The sequence below is a fragment of the Variovorax sp. KK3 genome, from assembly GCF_001984055.1.
Classification (GTDB): Bacteria; Pseudomonadota; Gammaproteobacteria; order Burkholderiales; family Burkholderiaceae_C; genus Variovorax.
The window spans coordinates 150,183-162,981 of sequence record NZ_LYVO01000005.1 but is presented as its reverse complement, the minus strand read 5'-3'; the positions used below and the strand labels follow the sequence as shown (position 1 = coordinate 162,981).

The window sequence follows — 12,799 nt, the reverse complement described above, 5'->3', positions numbered from 1 at the left end:
CATCGGGGCTGGCCGGTGACTGGATGGGGGCAGGGGGGAGAGTGGGAGACGGGAAAGGCGCGATTCTAGAGTGCCCGCGACGGCCGCCGTATGACGATACGGTCGCTAACATGAGGCGTCAGACACCCGTAAGTGCGTGCGCCGACAGTAGCGCCGTCACATCCCTGCCCACTGGAGACAAAGAATGAGCAGCAGCGCATCGACGATCGAGTCCGTCCTGGTCGAGAACCGTGTCTTCCCTCCCGACGCCCGCGCCACCGAGGGTGCACGCATTTCCGGCATGGCGGCCTACGACGCTCTGTGCAAGGAGGCCGCCGACGACTTCGAAGGCTTCTGGGCCCGCCAGGCGAAGAGCAACGTCAATTGGACCAAGCCGTTCACCCGCACGCTCGACGAATCGAATGCGCCGTTCTACAAGTGGTTCGAGGACGGCGAGCTCAACGCCTCCGCCAACTGCCTCGACAGGCACGTCGGCACGCCGGTCGAGAACAAGACAGCGATCATCTTCGAGGCCGATGACGGCGCGGTCACGCAGATCACGTACAAGGAACTGCTCGCACGCGTGTCGCAATTTGCGAATGCGCTGAAGGCGCAGGGCATCGCCAAGGGCGACCGCGTCATCATCTACATGCCCATGACCATCGAGGGCGTGGTCGCCATGCAGGCCTGCGCCCGCATCGGCGCCACGCACAGCGTGGTCTTCGGAGGCTTCTCGGCCAAGGCGCTGCAGGAGCGCATCATCGATGCCGGCGCGGTGGCCGTGATCACCGCCAACTTCCAGCTGCGCGGCGGCAAGGAGCTGCCGCTCAAGGCCATCGTCGACGACGGAATCGCGCTAGGCGGCTGCGACACGCTCAAGACGGTGCTGGTGTTCCAGCGCACCGCCACCGCATGCAACATGGTCGAGGGCCGCGACAAGACCTTCGACGAGGCGCTGAAGGGGCAGAGCAGCGAATGCGCGCCGGTGCCCGTGGGCGCGGAACATCCGCTCTTCATCCTCTACACCTCGGGCTCCACCGGCAAGCCCAAGGGCGTGCAGCACGCCACCGGCGGCTACCTGCTGTGGGCCAAGCTCACGATGGACTGGACCTTCGACATCCGCGCCGAAGATCGCTTCTGGTGTACCGCCGACATCGGCTGGATCACGGGCCATACCTACGTCGCCTACGGGCCGCTGGCCGCGGGCGCGACGCAGATCATCTTCGAGGGCATTCCGACCTTCCCGCATGCGGGGCGCTTCTGGCAGATGATCGAGAAGCACAAGGTCAGCATCTTCTATACGGCGCCGACCGCGATCCGCTCGCTGATCAAGGCGGCCGACAGCGACGAGAAAGTGCACCCGAAGAACTGGGACCTGTCGTCGTTGCGCATCCTGGGCACCGTGGGCGAGCCGATCAATCCCGAGGCCTGGATGTGGTACCACCGGAACGTGGGCCGCGAGAAGTGCCCGATCGTCGACACCTTCTGGCAGACCGAAACCGGCGGCCACGTGATCACGCCGCTGCCCGGTGCGACGCCGCTGGTGCCCGGGTCCTGCACGCTGCCGCTGCCCGGCATCATGGCGGCGATCGTCGACGAAACCGGCAAGGACCTTCCCAACGGGGCCGGGGGCATGCTGGTCATCAAGCGGCCCTGGCCCTCGATGATCCGCACGATTTGGAACGACCCCGAGCGCTTCAAGAAGAGCTACTTCCCCGAAGAGATGGGCGGCACCATCTACCTGGCCGGCGATGGCGCGGTGCGCAGCGCCGACCGCGGCTACTTCCGCATCACCGGTCGCATCGACGACGTGCTCAACGTCTCGGGCCACCGCCTCGGCACCATGGAAATCGAATCCGCGCTGGTCTCGAAGACCGACCTGGTGGCCGAGGCCGCGGTGGTCGGCCGGCCCGACGACCTGACGGGCGAGGCTGTGTGCGCCTTCGTCGTGCTCAAGCGCGGACGCCCGAGCGGCGACGAGGCCAAGCAGATCGCCACCGAGCTTCGCAACTGGGTGGCCAAGGAGATCGGCCCGATCGCCAAGCCCAAGGACATTCGCTTCGGCGAGAACCTGCCCAAGACCCGCAGCGGCAAGATCATGCGGCGCCTGCTGCGCAGCATCGCCAAGGGGGAGGCGATCACGCAGGACACCTCGACGCTCGAGAATCCGGCCATCCTGGAGCAATTGGGCCAGGCGCACTGAGCCCGCCGCCGCCTCGGCCGGCCAGGCCGGGCCGACCTTCCGCGCCTCCGTCCGACAGGGCCGGGGCGCTGGATGCGTTACAACCGTCCCATCGAATCTGAAGGAGAGACTCCATGGGAATCAGAACAGGTGTACTCCTCGTGGTCGTGCTGCTGATCGCGGCGCTCGCGGCCCTGAACTGGGGCGTGCTGGCCACGCCCACCGTCATGTCCGTCGGCTTCATGCAGGTCACGGCGCCGCTGGGTCTGATCATGCTGGGCCTGACCGCACTGCTGGGCATCTTCTTCGTGGCCTACGTGGTCTATCTGCAGAGCACGGTGCTGCTCGAGAGCCGCCGCCACACCAAGGAAATGCAGGCCCAGCGCGACCTGGCCGACCGGGCCGAGGCCTCGCGCTTCACGGAGCTGCGCAACTTCCTGGAGGCTCAGGAGAATGCGCACATGGCACGCAATGCCGAGCGGCATGCGGCGATGCTGGCGCGAGTGGAACAGCTCGAAACCGCGTTCAAGGTACGCTCGGAGCAGACCGACAACAGCCTGGCGGCTCATATCGGGCAGCTCGAAGACCGATTCGACCGGCGTCGTGACGCACAAGAGCTCCAGGAGTCGCAGGCGGCGCGGGATCTTCGCGCGGCCAACGAGATACGCGAGTTGCGTGAAGTGCGCGAGGCTCGCGAGGGGCGCGAGCCGGTGGGCATGCCACCGGCAGTCTGAAGACAGCTGCTTCGTCGGCGCTACTTCGTCGAAAGGATCCAGGTCGACAGCTTCTTGGCATCCGCCTCGCTGACCTGGTTGTTGGCGGGCATCGGCACTGCACCCCATACGCCCGAGCCACCCTTGATGATCTTGCTGGCCAGCATGTCGGGCGCGGCCTTGTTGTCCTTGTACTTCGCGGCGATGTCCTTGAACGACGGACCGAGAATCTTGCGCTCGACCGCGTGGCAGCTCATGCAGTTCTTGGACGTGGCCAGCGCCAGGTCGGCGAGGGCGGGGGCCGAGGCGGCCAGGCTCAGGGCGGCGACGAGGAGCGCTCTTTTCATGGGTTCCGATGACGTGGGTGCGTTAAAGTGGGTCCAACGCGATTGTAGGTAGCGCGGTGCACGGCCCCTGCGATGCGGGCCGCACGATCGGAGGGGTTCTTCATGTGGTTTCTGCTCCTGGGCCTGCTTGCCGTGGCCCTCAAGTATTTCGAGGTCGGCTTCGTCGGCCAGTGGAGCTGGTGGGTGGTGCTCATCCCCTTCGCCCTGGCCATGGCGTGGTGGGCCTGGGCCGATTCGTCCGGCTACACCAAGCGCAAGGTCGTCGAGCGCGAGAACGAACGCCGTCAAGACCGCATCGACCGGCAGCGCAGCCAGCTCGGCATGCTGACCAGCCGTTCGAACCGCCGCCGCCGCGGGCGTTGATCCCGGCTCGTTTCGACGCCCGGATGCCCCGCGACTAGTGGGCGCGCAGGTCGTCGCGTGCGATCAGCGGCGCGACGAGGCGCTGGCCCAGTTGCTTCAGCAGCCAGAACAACCCGGTCATCGCGATGGCCAGACCCAGCCCGGCGAGGATGTCGAACGGGAAATGCACGCCGACGTAGATGCGTGCCCAGCCTGTCAGCACGGCGATTGCCAGAATCGCGAGTCCGAGCTTCCTGGTCGCTGCCCGAAGGCAATACACCAATCCGACGGTGAACATGACCGTGGCGTGCGCGCTGGGCAGGGCGCCACGAATGCCGTGCTCGATGTGCGCAGGGCTCAGGCCCACGACGAAGGGGCGTGGCATGCCGATGACCTCCGCCAGCTCCTGCGCAATGAACGAAGCCGCAGCTGCGGCGACGAGTGCCGCCATGGCATAGCTGCGCTGCGCGGGCTGCCGCCAGGCCACCCAGCCCATCAAGGCCAGGCACACCCAGGTCGTGCCTTCCGCCACGCTGGCGGCGAACCAGAGCAGCGCTTGCGAGTCGGGTGTGGGGCCAGCGGCGATGGCCTGGAAGAGAGCAATGTTCAACGCCTGCATGGCGGGCAATCATAGGTTCGCCGCATGGCGTTTTCATGAACGGGAGCTGAAGCGCACCCATCTCCAAATGTGAAAGTTCGCCAGCCGTCGGTCGTGCCCCGCCTGGGCATGCGCGTGGCTCAGGCGACGCCGAGCAACTGATGCAGCCGCGTGCTGGTGGTGGTGTACTGCAGCGGCACCGCCTTGCCGGGAAAAACGATCTCCGTCGCGGCCCAGGCGGCCAGCGTGGCTTCGTGGAAGCCGCAGACGATCAGCTTCTTCTTGCCCGGATAGGTGTTGACGTCACCGACCGCGAACACGCCCGGCTCGCACGTCTGGAAGCGCTCGGTGTCGACCGGCACCTGCTTGCGTACCAGGTCCAGCCCCCAGTCGGCAATCGGCCCGAGGCGCGGGGAAATGCCGAGGCAGGCGATCAAGGCATCGAGGGGCAGGGCCAGTGTATGTGCATCGGGCGTCGCGATTTTCAGCACCTGGCCGTCGAAGGCCATGGGCTGGCCGACCGCCAGATTCAGGGCGCCCGTCGCGATCTGCGACCGCACCTGTGTGATCAGGCCTTCCTCGGCCTGGAATGCATCGCGCCGATGCAGCAGCGTGACCTTGCTCGCCCGCCCGACCAGCGCCAACGCCGTCGCCAGGGCCGCATCGTCGCCGCCATTGACCACCACTGTCTGTCCGTCGAATCGCTCCAGCGCATCAGGGTGATAGAAGAGCGCGCTGCCTTCGTAGCGCCCGATGCCGTCGAGCGCGATGCGCTTGGGCACGAAGGCGCCCACGCCTGCAGCGATGAACACGGTCTTCGCCAGAAAGGACTTGCCGCCCGTGGTGCGCATCAAAAGCCGCTGGTCGGCCTGCCGTTCGAGCGTCTCGACTTGCTGGCCGAAATGAAAGCCGGGCTTCAGCGGCTCGAGCTGCCTCAGCAGCGATTCGGCCAACCCTCGGCCGCTGGTAGCGGGAATGCCCGGGACGTCGTAGATGGGTTTGTCGCCGTAGAGCTGCACGCACTGGCCGCCCGCGGCGGGCAGTGCGTCGACGATGTGGCTGGCGATTTCGAGCAGGCCGAGCTGGAAGGCCTGGAACAGCCCGACGGGGCCCGCGCCGATGACGAGCGCGTCGGTCTCGATGGGCGACGAAGGTGCCGTGAGCGCGTTCAGCGCACCAGCTCCCCGACCTTATCGGTCTTGTCTTTCCACTCGTCGGCATCCGGCAGCGCCGGCTTGCGCTTGGTGATGCTCTTCCAGCCGTCGGCCAACGCGAGTTCGGCGTTGAGCTTGATGAAGGCCATCTGGTTGGCCGGGAGATCTTCCTCGGCGTAGATGGCATTGACCGGGCACTCGGGGATGCAGACCGCGCAATCGATGCACTCGTCGGGGTCGATCACCAGCATGTTGGGGCCTTCGCGGAAGCAGTCCACGGGACAGACATCGACGCAATCGGTGTACTTGCAGCGGATACAGGCTTCGGAGACGACGTGGGTCATGACTGGGGATTCTGGGTCGATCGGGGGAAAACCCCGAATTTTAGTTCTTTGACGCAGCCGGCTGCACGAGCACGGCCGCGGAAGTGCGATGGGAGGCGGTATCGACCAGCACCAGCGAGCCCAAAGCCCGCGATTGCGCGAAGGGCAGCACCGCGAGCGGCTGCTGCAGCGACAGCACCACGTCGCCGATCGAATTGGGTTCGAGCCGCTCGGTGGGCTCCGATTCCAGCGTCGTGATGTTGACCCGGTCGACGATGCGCGCCACCTTGGCCTTGACCCAACGGTGGCCCTGCAGCGCCCAGTAGACGCGGCCGGCGACCAGCGGCTCGTCGTCGAGCCAAGCGATGGTGGCGGTGATCTCGCGCACCGGCTCGAAGGCCTCGGGCGCCAGCAGCCAGTCGCCGCGCGACACGTCGAGTTCGCGGTCGAGCACGATGCCGGCACTGTGGCCTGCATGCACGGTCTTGGCCTGGCGCGTGTGGCTCAGCACCTGCGCCACCGTGGCGACTTGGTTGCCCGGCAGCACGGCCACGCGCTGACCCGGTTCCACGTGCCCGCTGGCCACGCGGCCCCAGAACACGCGGCGGCCCTTCGATGTATCGGCCGAGCCCGAGAACTTTTCGACCCACTGCACCGGGAAGGCGAAGGGGACGTCTTCGTCCTGCTGGGTGACCGGCAACTCCTCGAGCAGCTCGATCAGGCTCGGGCCTTGGTAGCCGCACCAGTCGCCATGGCGCGATGCCACGTTCCAGCCCTTGAGCGCCGAGATCGGCACCGTGGCCGCGACCTGCACACCGGCCGCTTCCGCGAAGCTGGTCAGCGCGGCCGAGATGCGTTCGAAGGCCAGTTCCGCATCGTCGATGGCGTCGAGCTTGTTGATCGCGAACACGATCGACTGCACGCGCAGCAGATGGCACAGCAGCGTGTGGCGGCGCGTCTGCGGCAGCAGCTCGCGCCGCACCACTTCGCCGTCGCCGACTTCAGCGGCCCAGGCCAGCTTGGTCGCGTCGACCAGCACCACGGCGGCGTCGGCACTGGAGGCGGCCGTCACCATGTTGCGCGTGTACTGCTCATGCCCTGGCGCGTCGCCGATGATGAACTTGCGCCGCGCCGTGGAGAAGTAGCGGTACGCCACGTCGATGGTGATGCCCTGTTCGCGCTCGGCCGAGAGGCCGTCGGTCAGCAGCGCCAGGTCGGTTTCGCCGCCGCGCTGGACGCCGGCCAGCTGATCCTGCAGCACGGTCTTGCTGTCGACCAGCAAACGGCCGATCAAGGTGCTCTTGCCGTCGTCGACGCTGCCGCAGGTGATGAAACGCAAAGCCGTGCCGGTGTCGGCGGCTTGAAAGGAAGATGGGGCGGCGTATGAAGGGGTCACATTCATCTGATTCTCGACAGCCCCGTAGGGCGCTAGTTCCAGGGACACTGCGGAACCGGCTTTGCCGGGCCGCCGGTGTCGCCCCCGGTCGGGGGTTGGCGAAGCGACACGAAGTGCGCGGAGCCTGGGGGGCGAGCTAAAAATATCCGTCTTTCTTGCGCTTTTCCATCGAGGCTTCGGAGGTCTTGTCGTCCATGCGCGTGGCGCCGCGCTCGCTGACCTCGGCCGCGAGCGTTTCCACCACCACGTCGGCCGCGTCGGCAGCCAGGCTCTCGACGGGGCATGTGCAGGTGATGTCGCCCACCGTGCGGAAGCGCACATCGCGCACCTCGACCTGTTCGCCGTCGCGCGGTGGCGTGAGTTCGGTCACCGGCACCAGCAGGCCGCGGCGCTCCACCACTTCGCGCTTGTGGGTGTAGTAGATCGACGGCAGGGCGATGTGCTCGCGCTCGATGTATTGCCAGACGTCCAGTTCGGTCCAGTTCGAGATCGGGAACACGCGGAAATGCTCACCCGGCGCCAGGCGCGTGTTGAACAGCGTCCACAGTTCGGGGCGCTGGTCCTTGGGCTGCCATTGGCCGAAGGCATCGCGGTGCGAAAAGATGCGCTCCTTGGCGCGCGCCTTTTCCTCGTCGCGGCGCGCGCCGCCGATCAGCGCGTCGAAGCGGAATTCCTCGATGGCTTCGAGCAGCGTCACCGACTGGTGCACGTTGCGCGATTCACCCGGGTGCGACAGCCGCACCGTGCCGCGGGCCATCGAGTCCTCGACGCTGCGCACGATCAGCTCGGCGCCCAGCTCCTGCGCGCGGTGGTCGCGGAAGGCCGTGACTTCGGGGAAGTTGTGGCCGGTGTCGATCATCAGCAGCGGGTAGGGCAGTCGGCCAGCGCCGAAAGCCTTCTCGGCGCACTTCAGCAGCACGAGCGAGTCCTTGCCGCCCGAGAACAGCAAGGTCGGCCGCTCGAACGAGGCGGCGACTTCGCGCAGGATGAAGATGGTCTCTTCCTCCAGCGCATCGAGCTGGGCGTTGGACAGGCGGGCTGGTTGGTGCACGGCTTGCTGCAGCAGGGCGGGTTCGGTTCTGGCGTTCATCGGTTGCGGTGCTCGGTGCAGGAATCGGACATTCGGTGGCGCTCAATGCGCGAGATGCAACCCGCATTCGCGGTTCTCTTCGCCCTTGGTCGGGTCCACGTAGTCGAAGTTGTTCGGCAGGCCATGGGCTTCGCAGTACGCGTACAGCTCCTTGGACGACCAGTGAAGCAGCGGGGCGACCTTGATCAACCCATCGGGGTTGACGCTGACCGGGTCCATCTGTGCGCGCACGGCCGTGTCGGTGGCGCGCAGCGCAGTGAACCAGACCTTCGGTGCCGTCTCGCGCAGCGCACGGGCGAAGGGCTCCAGCTTCACTTCTTCGGTGAAAGCGGCGTGGCGCGGATCGTCCAGCCCCGGCGTCGCGCCTTCCATCGCTTCGCGGTGTGCACGCGAGCGGCGCGGCAGGTAGATGCGGAGGTTCAGGCCCAGCTGCTTCGTCACCGCGTCGGCGAACTGGTAGGTGGCCTCGGTGTTGTATCCGTTGTCCATCCAGACCACGGGAACATCGGGCTTGGCACGCGTCACCATGTGCAGGATCACGGCCTCGAACGGGCGGAAGTTGGTGGTGACGATCGCGGGCTGGCCCAGGCCGATCGCCCAGTCCACCAGGCCCTCGGCGCTGCGGCCGAGTTCGGAGTTGATGCGTGCGAGATCGATGCTCATGCCGGAAGCTCTCAAGCGGACTCGGACGTCGCCGCGGCGAAGTGCGGCGCGGTCTGCACCGCGTCGCCCTGGTAGTAGGTGGCGAAGCGGTCGAACTGCCGCTGTGCCGCCGAGGCGTCGACGCCTTCCTTGAGCACCGCGCTCGAAAAGCCGGTGCGCTGCATCTGCACCAGCTGGTCGATCAGTACGTCGCCGGTGGCGCGGATGTCGCCCTTGAAGCCCAGGCGGCGGCGCAGCAGGAAGGCCTGGCTGTACGCCCGGCCGTCGGTGAACTTCGGAAAGTGCAGGTCGATGCGCTCGATGTCGTTGAAGCAGACCTCGATGGCAAGCGGATCTGCGTCGTTGGCGATCTGCAGCACGTTCGGGCTGCCGTCGTCGACATGCTCTTCGGACGAGAGGATGCGCAGAGTCTTGTTCATAGGGCCCCCACGCTCGGCACTGACGTGTCCTCGCTGCCCCCCAAGGGGGTGCGAGCTTGCTTGAAGCGGTTCTGCGCTGCGCTCATGCTGCCTCCTCCACCTTGAAGCGCGCACCGTTGGCAGCGGCCTTGAAGGGGTCGTGGCCGACGCGCCGCAGCGCGTCGATGAAGCTTTCGCCCGCCTCGCGGGTGTCGCGGTAGGTGTTGAGCACGGCCTCGATCACGTCCGGCACTTCTGCGGCCGAGAACGAGGGGCCGACCACCTTGCCGGCCTGCGCCGCGCCCGACAGCGCCGAGCCGTCAGAGCCGCCCAGCGTGATCTGGTACCACTCCTTGCCGTCCTTGTCGACGCCGAGGATGCCGATATGGCCGCTGTGGTGGTGGCCGCAGGAGTTGATGCAGCCGCTGATGTGCAGGTCGATCTCGCCCAGGTCGTCGAGCTCGTCGAGATCCTGGTAGCGCTCGGTGATGGCCTCGGCGATCGGGATCGAGCGCGCATTGGCCAGCGCGCAGAAGTCGCCGCCGGGGCAGGCGATCATGTCCGTCAACAGGTGTACGTTGGCGCTGGCGAAGCCGGCCTGGCGCGCCGCGAGCCACAGCGCATGCAGGTCTTCGGCGTGCACCCAGGGCAGGAGCAGGTTCTGGTCGTGCGTGACGCGCGCTTCGCCGGCAGAGAAGCGGTCGGCCAGGCGGGCCGCCGTGTCAAGCTGGTCGGCCGAGGCGTCGCCGGGCGCCTGCCCGATGCGCTTGAAGGAGAGCGTGACCGCGCGCAGCGACGGGTTCTTGTGCGGCGCGACGTTGCGCTGCAGCCAGCGCGCGAACATCACGTCGTCCGCGGCCTGCGCACGCAGCTCGGCATCGGTCTGCTCGGCGCTTTGGAACACGCGGGTGGCCAGCGTGGGCGGCACGAAGGAGGCGGCGACGCGGTCGTACTCGGCCTGCGAGATCGTGTGCGGGGCGCCGTCGTGCTTGAGGATCTGCTTGTACTCGGCCTCGACGTCGTCGATGTAGCGCTGGCCCTCGGCCTTCACCAGGATCTTGATGCGCGCCTTGTACATGTTGTCGCGACGGCCGTAGCGGTTGTACACCCGCACCACGGCCTCGAGGTAATTCATGATCTGGTTCCACGGCAGGAACTCGCGCAGCACGGTGCCGACGATGGGCGTGCGGCCCATGCCGCCGCCGACCTGCACGCGGAAGCCCAGCTCGCCGGCATCGTTCTTCCGCAGCTTGAGGCCTACGTCATGCCAGCCGGTGGCCGCGCGGTCTTCGTCGGCGCCGGTGATCGCGATCTTGAACTTGCGCGGCAGGAAGGCGAACTCGGGGTGCAGCGTGCTCCACTGCCGCATGATTTCGGCGAAGGGGCGGGGGTCTGCCACCTCGTCGATGGCGACGCCGGCGCGTTCGTCGCTGGTGATGTTGCGGATGCAATTGCCGCTGGTCTGGATGCCGTGCATGTCGACCGAGGCCAGCAGGTCCATCACGTCGGCCGACTTGGCCAGCGGAATCCAGTTGTATTGCACGTTCTGGCGCGTCGTGAAGTGGCCGTAGTGCGTGGGCAGCTTGTGCGTGCCCAGCTTGCCCTGCGTCTTCAGCGCGGTCTTGTAGACCTCGGCCTCTGGCTCGTCGTATTCGCGGGCGATGCGCGCCAGCACGCGCAGCTGCGCACTGGAAAGTTCACCGTAGGGCACGGCGACGCGCAGCATCGGCGCGTAGCGCTGGACGTACCAGCCGTTCTGCAGGCGCAGCGGCCGGAACTCGTCTTCGGCCAGCGTGCCGGCCTGCCAGCGTTCGAGCTGGTCCCTAAATTGCGCCGCGCGCTGGTGCACGAACTGGCGGTCGAATTCTGTGTATTGGTACATCGTGCTTTCTTTGCTGCTGGAAGGCGTGCGTCCACGGCCCCGTCAACGCGAGGGCGTGACTTTAAGAGGGGTGCTTATGGAACCAAACTATTTTTTGGTTCGCGCTTTATGCGGATAAGCATATTCGCCAGTGTTCATGCGGGTTGCGGGGCGGTGGAATGCTTATCCCGGATAAAGCAGTCAGCGCGGAAAGGGCGTCCGGCAGGCCTCATCGGCACATGCGCCAGCCGCCGGCCTCCAGATGGAAGTGGTCGGCGTGCACCGCGTTGTAGTCGGGGCCGAGTACGCCGTCGAAGAAGCGACAGGCACCGGCATGCGCGTCGCGCAGGAACAGGGCCTCGGCCCCATCGCCGGTCCAGTCGCGCCGCACGACGATGCGGCGCCGGTCCTCGCGCACGAAGGCGGCGATGTCCAGGGCGTCGGCGGTCGCGTGGCGGCTGCGGCGGCCGCTTCCCTGGGCGGCCCGTTCGCCCGTGTTGACGTCGCGGCATGCATAACTCCCCAGGTGCTCGAGCCGGGCGACCGGCACGCCCAGCCGTTGCGTCGCTGCGGGCTGCAGCGCATGGCGCTCCCACATCGCGAAGGACAGGGCCGCGCGGCAACTCAGCACCGTGGGGGACGACAGCGCCAGGCTGCGGCCGCCCTGCAGCCGCACGGCGTCCTTGAATCCGCAGCCGGTGCCGGTTTCACGGTCGGCGACGGGGTCGTACTGCAGGCCGGAGGCCGCCAGCGCCGCCATGCAGAGTGCGGGCTCGGCGCGGGCGCGGCCGAGCTTGAATGAAGTCAACGGACCGGGCTCTGCCGCCACGTCGAGCGGCGTCCAGGGGTTGTAGCGCTCGGGAATGGTGATCGCGCCGGCGTGCAGGGCCCAGGCCAACGCGAGCGGCGCCGCAAGGAAGGCGGCCCATGCCAGCAGGGTGACGATTCGGCGAATTCGAGAAGGGGACGACGGAGGGGGCACGCGGCCCCAGTCTAGGTGCCAGCGGCGTCAAAGAACGAAGTGGGCCACCGTCACGTAGTGGCTCACCGTGCCCGCGAGCACGAACAGGTGCCATGTGCCATGCGCGTGCCGCCAGCCGAGCGGATTGCGATAGAAGACCGTGCCGGCGGAATACCACACCGCGCCGGCGAGCAGCCACGCCAGCCCTGCGCCGTCGAGGCGCTCGATCAGCGGCACGGCCGCCAGCACCCCCAGCCAGCCCATCCCCAGATACAGCAGCAGCGACGGCGCTGGGGCGGGCCCGGGCCGAAGTTCGCGCACGATGCCGAGCAGGGCTGCGCTCCAGGCAAGCGCCAGCAGGGCCCAGCCCCAGGCGCCTTCGAGCGTGACCAGCGCGAAGGGTGTGTAGCTGCCGGCGATCAGCAGGTAGATGGCGCAATGGTCCATCCGTTGCCAGAACAGCTTCGCGCGGCCGCGCGTGCTGTGGAACAGCGTCGAGGCGCCGTACAGCGTCACCATCGACAGGCCGAATACCAGCGCGCTGGCCGTCTTCGCCGGATCGTCGCCCGGCACCGTCTTCGTCAGCAGCAGGGCGGAGCCGGCCGTGGCCAGCATCAGCCCCAGAAGGTGCGTGTAGCCGTTGAATCGTTCGCCTTGGTACATGGTGGTCACCGTGCAGATGGATGGTCCGAGTGGGCTCCGGCATTGCTGCGCCGTCGTGACATCAGAAACCAAACGTAGCTGCCGCGCATCTCCCATCGGGCTTGGGCGAACGGCGTACCGTAAAGAGGG

At 67.2% G+C, this 12,799-nt stretch carries 13 protein-coding genes and 1 pseudogene; 3 read left to right on the top strand and 11 right to left on the bottom strand.

Annotated elements, in window-relative coordinates; translation table 11 throughout:
- Window positions 1–184 precede the first annotated feature (184 nt).
- Window positions 185–2,182 (top strand): acetate--CoA ligase, encoded by a 1,998-nt coding sequence (gene acs / locus B0W80_RS04410; protein ID WP_076997886.1) that lies wholly within the window; start codon window positions 185–187, stop codon window positions 2,180–2,182.
- A gap of 113 nt (window positions 2,183–2,295) precedes the next feature.
- Window positions 2,296–2,763, top strand: a pseudogene (locus B0W80_RS04405) (LapA family protein); the annotation flags it as partial.
- Between the two features lie 152 nt (window positions 2,764–2,915).
- Here B0W80_RS04405 and B0W80_RS04400 read toward each other — a convergent pair.
- Entirely contained in the window at window positions 2,916–3,221 is a 306-nt protein-coding gene (locus B0W80_RS04400; RefSeq protein ID WP_076997885.1) for a c-type cytochrome, read from the bottom strand.
- A gap of 102 nt (window positions 3,222–3,323) precedes the next feature.
- On the opposite strand from B0W80_RS04400, the gene B0W80_RS04395 reads away from it, so the two are divergent.
- A complete protein-coding gene (locus B0W80_RS04395; protein WP_076997884.1) occupies window positions 3,324–3,584 on the top strand; it encodes a TIGR04438 family Trp-rich protein in 261 nt (86 codons plus the stop codon).
- 34 nt (window positions 3,585–3,618) lie between these two features.
- Here the strand turns inward: B0W80_RS04395 and B0W80_RS04390 are convergent, their stop codons facing one another.
- The 10 genes from B0W80_RS04390 to B0W80_RS04345 form a co-directional block, all read right to left on the bottom strand.
- Window positions 3,619–4,182: a phosphatase PAP2 family protein gene (locus B0W80_RS04390; RefSeq protein ID WP_076997883.1), complete on the bottom strand. Its 564-nt coding sequence runs from the start codon at window positions 4,180–4,182 to the stop codon at window positions 3,619–3,621.
- Between the two features lie 119 nt (window positions 4,183–4,301).
- A complete protein-coding gene (locus tag B0W80_RS04385) occupies window positions 4,302–5,333 on the bottom strand; it encodes an NAD(P)/FAD-dependent oxidoreductase (protein WP_076997882.1) in 1,032 nt (343 codons plus the stop codon).
- Window positions 5,330–5,659, bottom strand: coding sequence for a ferredoxin FdxA (fdxA, locus tag B0W80_RS04380; protein WP_076997881.1), 330 nt, complete (start codon window positions 5,657–5,659; stop codon window positions 5,330–5,332). Before fdxA ends, B0W80_RS04385 begins: the two co-directional genes overlap by 4 nt.
- Window positions 5,660–5,699: 40 nt before the next feature.
- Window positions 5,700–7,040: a GTP-binding protein gene (locus B0W80_RS04375; RefSeq protein ID WP_076997880.1), complete on the bottom strand. Its 1,341-nt coding sequence runs from the start codon at window positions 7,038–7,040 to the stop codon at window positions 5,700–5,702.
- 130 nt (window positions 7,041–7,170) lie between these two features.
- Window positions 7,171–8,124 (bottom strand): sulfate adenylyltransferase subunit CysD, encoded by a 954-nt coding sequence (cysD, locus tag B0W80_RS04370; RefSeq protein ID WP_076997879.1) that lies wholly within the window; start codon window positions 8,122–8,124, stop codon window positions 7,171–7,173.
- Window positions 8,125–8,166: 42 nt separating this feature from the next.
- A complete protein-coding gene (locus tag B0W80_RS04365) occupies window positions 8,167–8,787 on the bottom strand; it encodes a phosphoadenosine phosphosulfate reductase family protein (RefSeq protein ID WP_076997878.1) in 621 nt (206 codons plus the stop codon).
- An 11-nt stretch (window positions 8,788–8,798) separates the two neighbouring features.
- Window positions 8,799–9,206, bottom strand: a complete 408-nt coding sequence (locus B0W80_RS04360) for a DUF934 domain-containing protein (protein ID WP_076997877.1) — start codon at window positions 9,204–9,206, stop codon at window positions 8,799–8,801.
- An 82-nt stretch (window positions 9,207–9,288) separates the two neighbouring features.
- Window positions 9,289–11,067 (bottom strand): nitrite/sulfite reductase, encoded by a 1,779-nt coding sequence (locus tag B0W80_RS04355; protein WP_076997876.1) that lies wholly within the window; start codon window positions 11,065–11,067, stop codon window positions 9,289–9,291.
- A gap of 208 nt (window positions 11,068–11,275) precedes the next feature.
- Window positions 11,276–12,028 (bottom strand): extensin family protein, encoded by a 753-nt coding sequence (locus B0W80_RS04350; RefSeq protein ID WP_218668869.1) that lies wholly within the window; start codon window positions 12,026–12,028, stop codon window positions 11,276–11,278.
- Window positions 12,029–12,055: 27 nt separating this feature from the next.
- Complete coding sequence (locus tag B0W80_RS04345; protein WP_076997875.1) at window positions 12,056–12,670, bottom strand: hemolysin III family protein; 615 nt, start codon at window positions 12,668–12,670, stop codon at window positions 12,056–12,058.
- Window positions 12,671–12,799: the final 129 nt, after the last annotated feature.

Coding starts and splice junctions, on each gene's coding strand:
- fdxA (WP_076997881.1), bottom strand. CDS start 5,659: ATGACCCACGTCGTCTCCGAAGCCTGTATCCGCTGCAAGTACACCGAT.
- cysD (WP_076997879.1), bottom strand. CDS start 8,124: ATGAACGCCAGAACCGAACCCGCCCTGCTGCAGCAAGCCGTGCACCAA.
- B0W80_RS04390 (WP_076997883.1), bottom strand. CDS start 4,182: ATGCAGGCGTTGAACATTGCTCTCTTCCAGGCCATCGCCGCTGGCCCC.
- B0W80_RS04365 (WP_076997878.1), bottom strand. CDS start 8,787: ATGAGCATCGATCTCGCACGCATCAACTCCGAACTCGGCCGCAGCGCC.
- B0W80_RS04395 (WP_076997884.1), top strand. CDS start 3,324: ATGTGGTTTCTGCTCCTGGGCCTGCTTGCCGTGGCCCTCAAGTATTTC.
- B0W80_RS04375 (WP_076997880.1), bottom strand. CDS start 7,040: ATGAATGTGACCCCTTCATACGCCGCCCCATCTTCCTTTCAAGCCGCC.
- acs (WP_076997886.1), top strand. CDS start 185: ATGAGCAGCAGCGCATCGACGATCGAGTCCGTCCTGGTCGAGAACCGT.
- B0W80_RS04360 (WP_076997877.1), bottom strand. CDS start 9,206: ATGAACAAGACTCTGCGCATCCTCTCGTCCGAAGAGCATGTCGACGAC.
- B0W80_RS04400 (WP_076997885.1), bottom strand. CDS start 3,221: ATGAAAAGAGCGCTCCTCGTCGCCGCCCTGAGCCTGGCCGCCTCGGCC.
- B0W80_RS04355 (WP_076997876.1), bottom strand. CDS start 11,067: ATGTACCAATACACAGAATTCGACCGCCAGTTCGTGCACCAGCGCGCG.
- B0W80_RS04345 (WP_076997875.1), bottom strand. CDS start 12,670: ATGTACCAAGGCGAACGATTCAACGGCTACACGCACCTTCTGGGGCTG.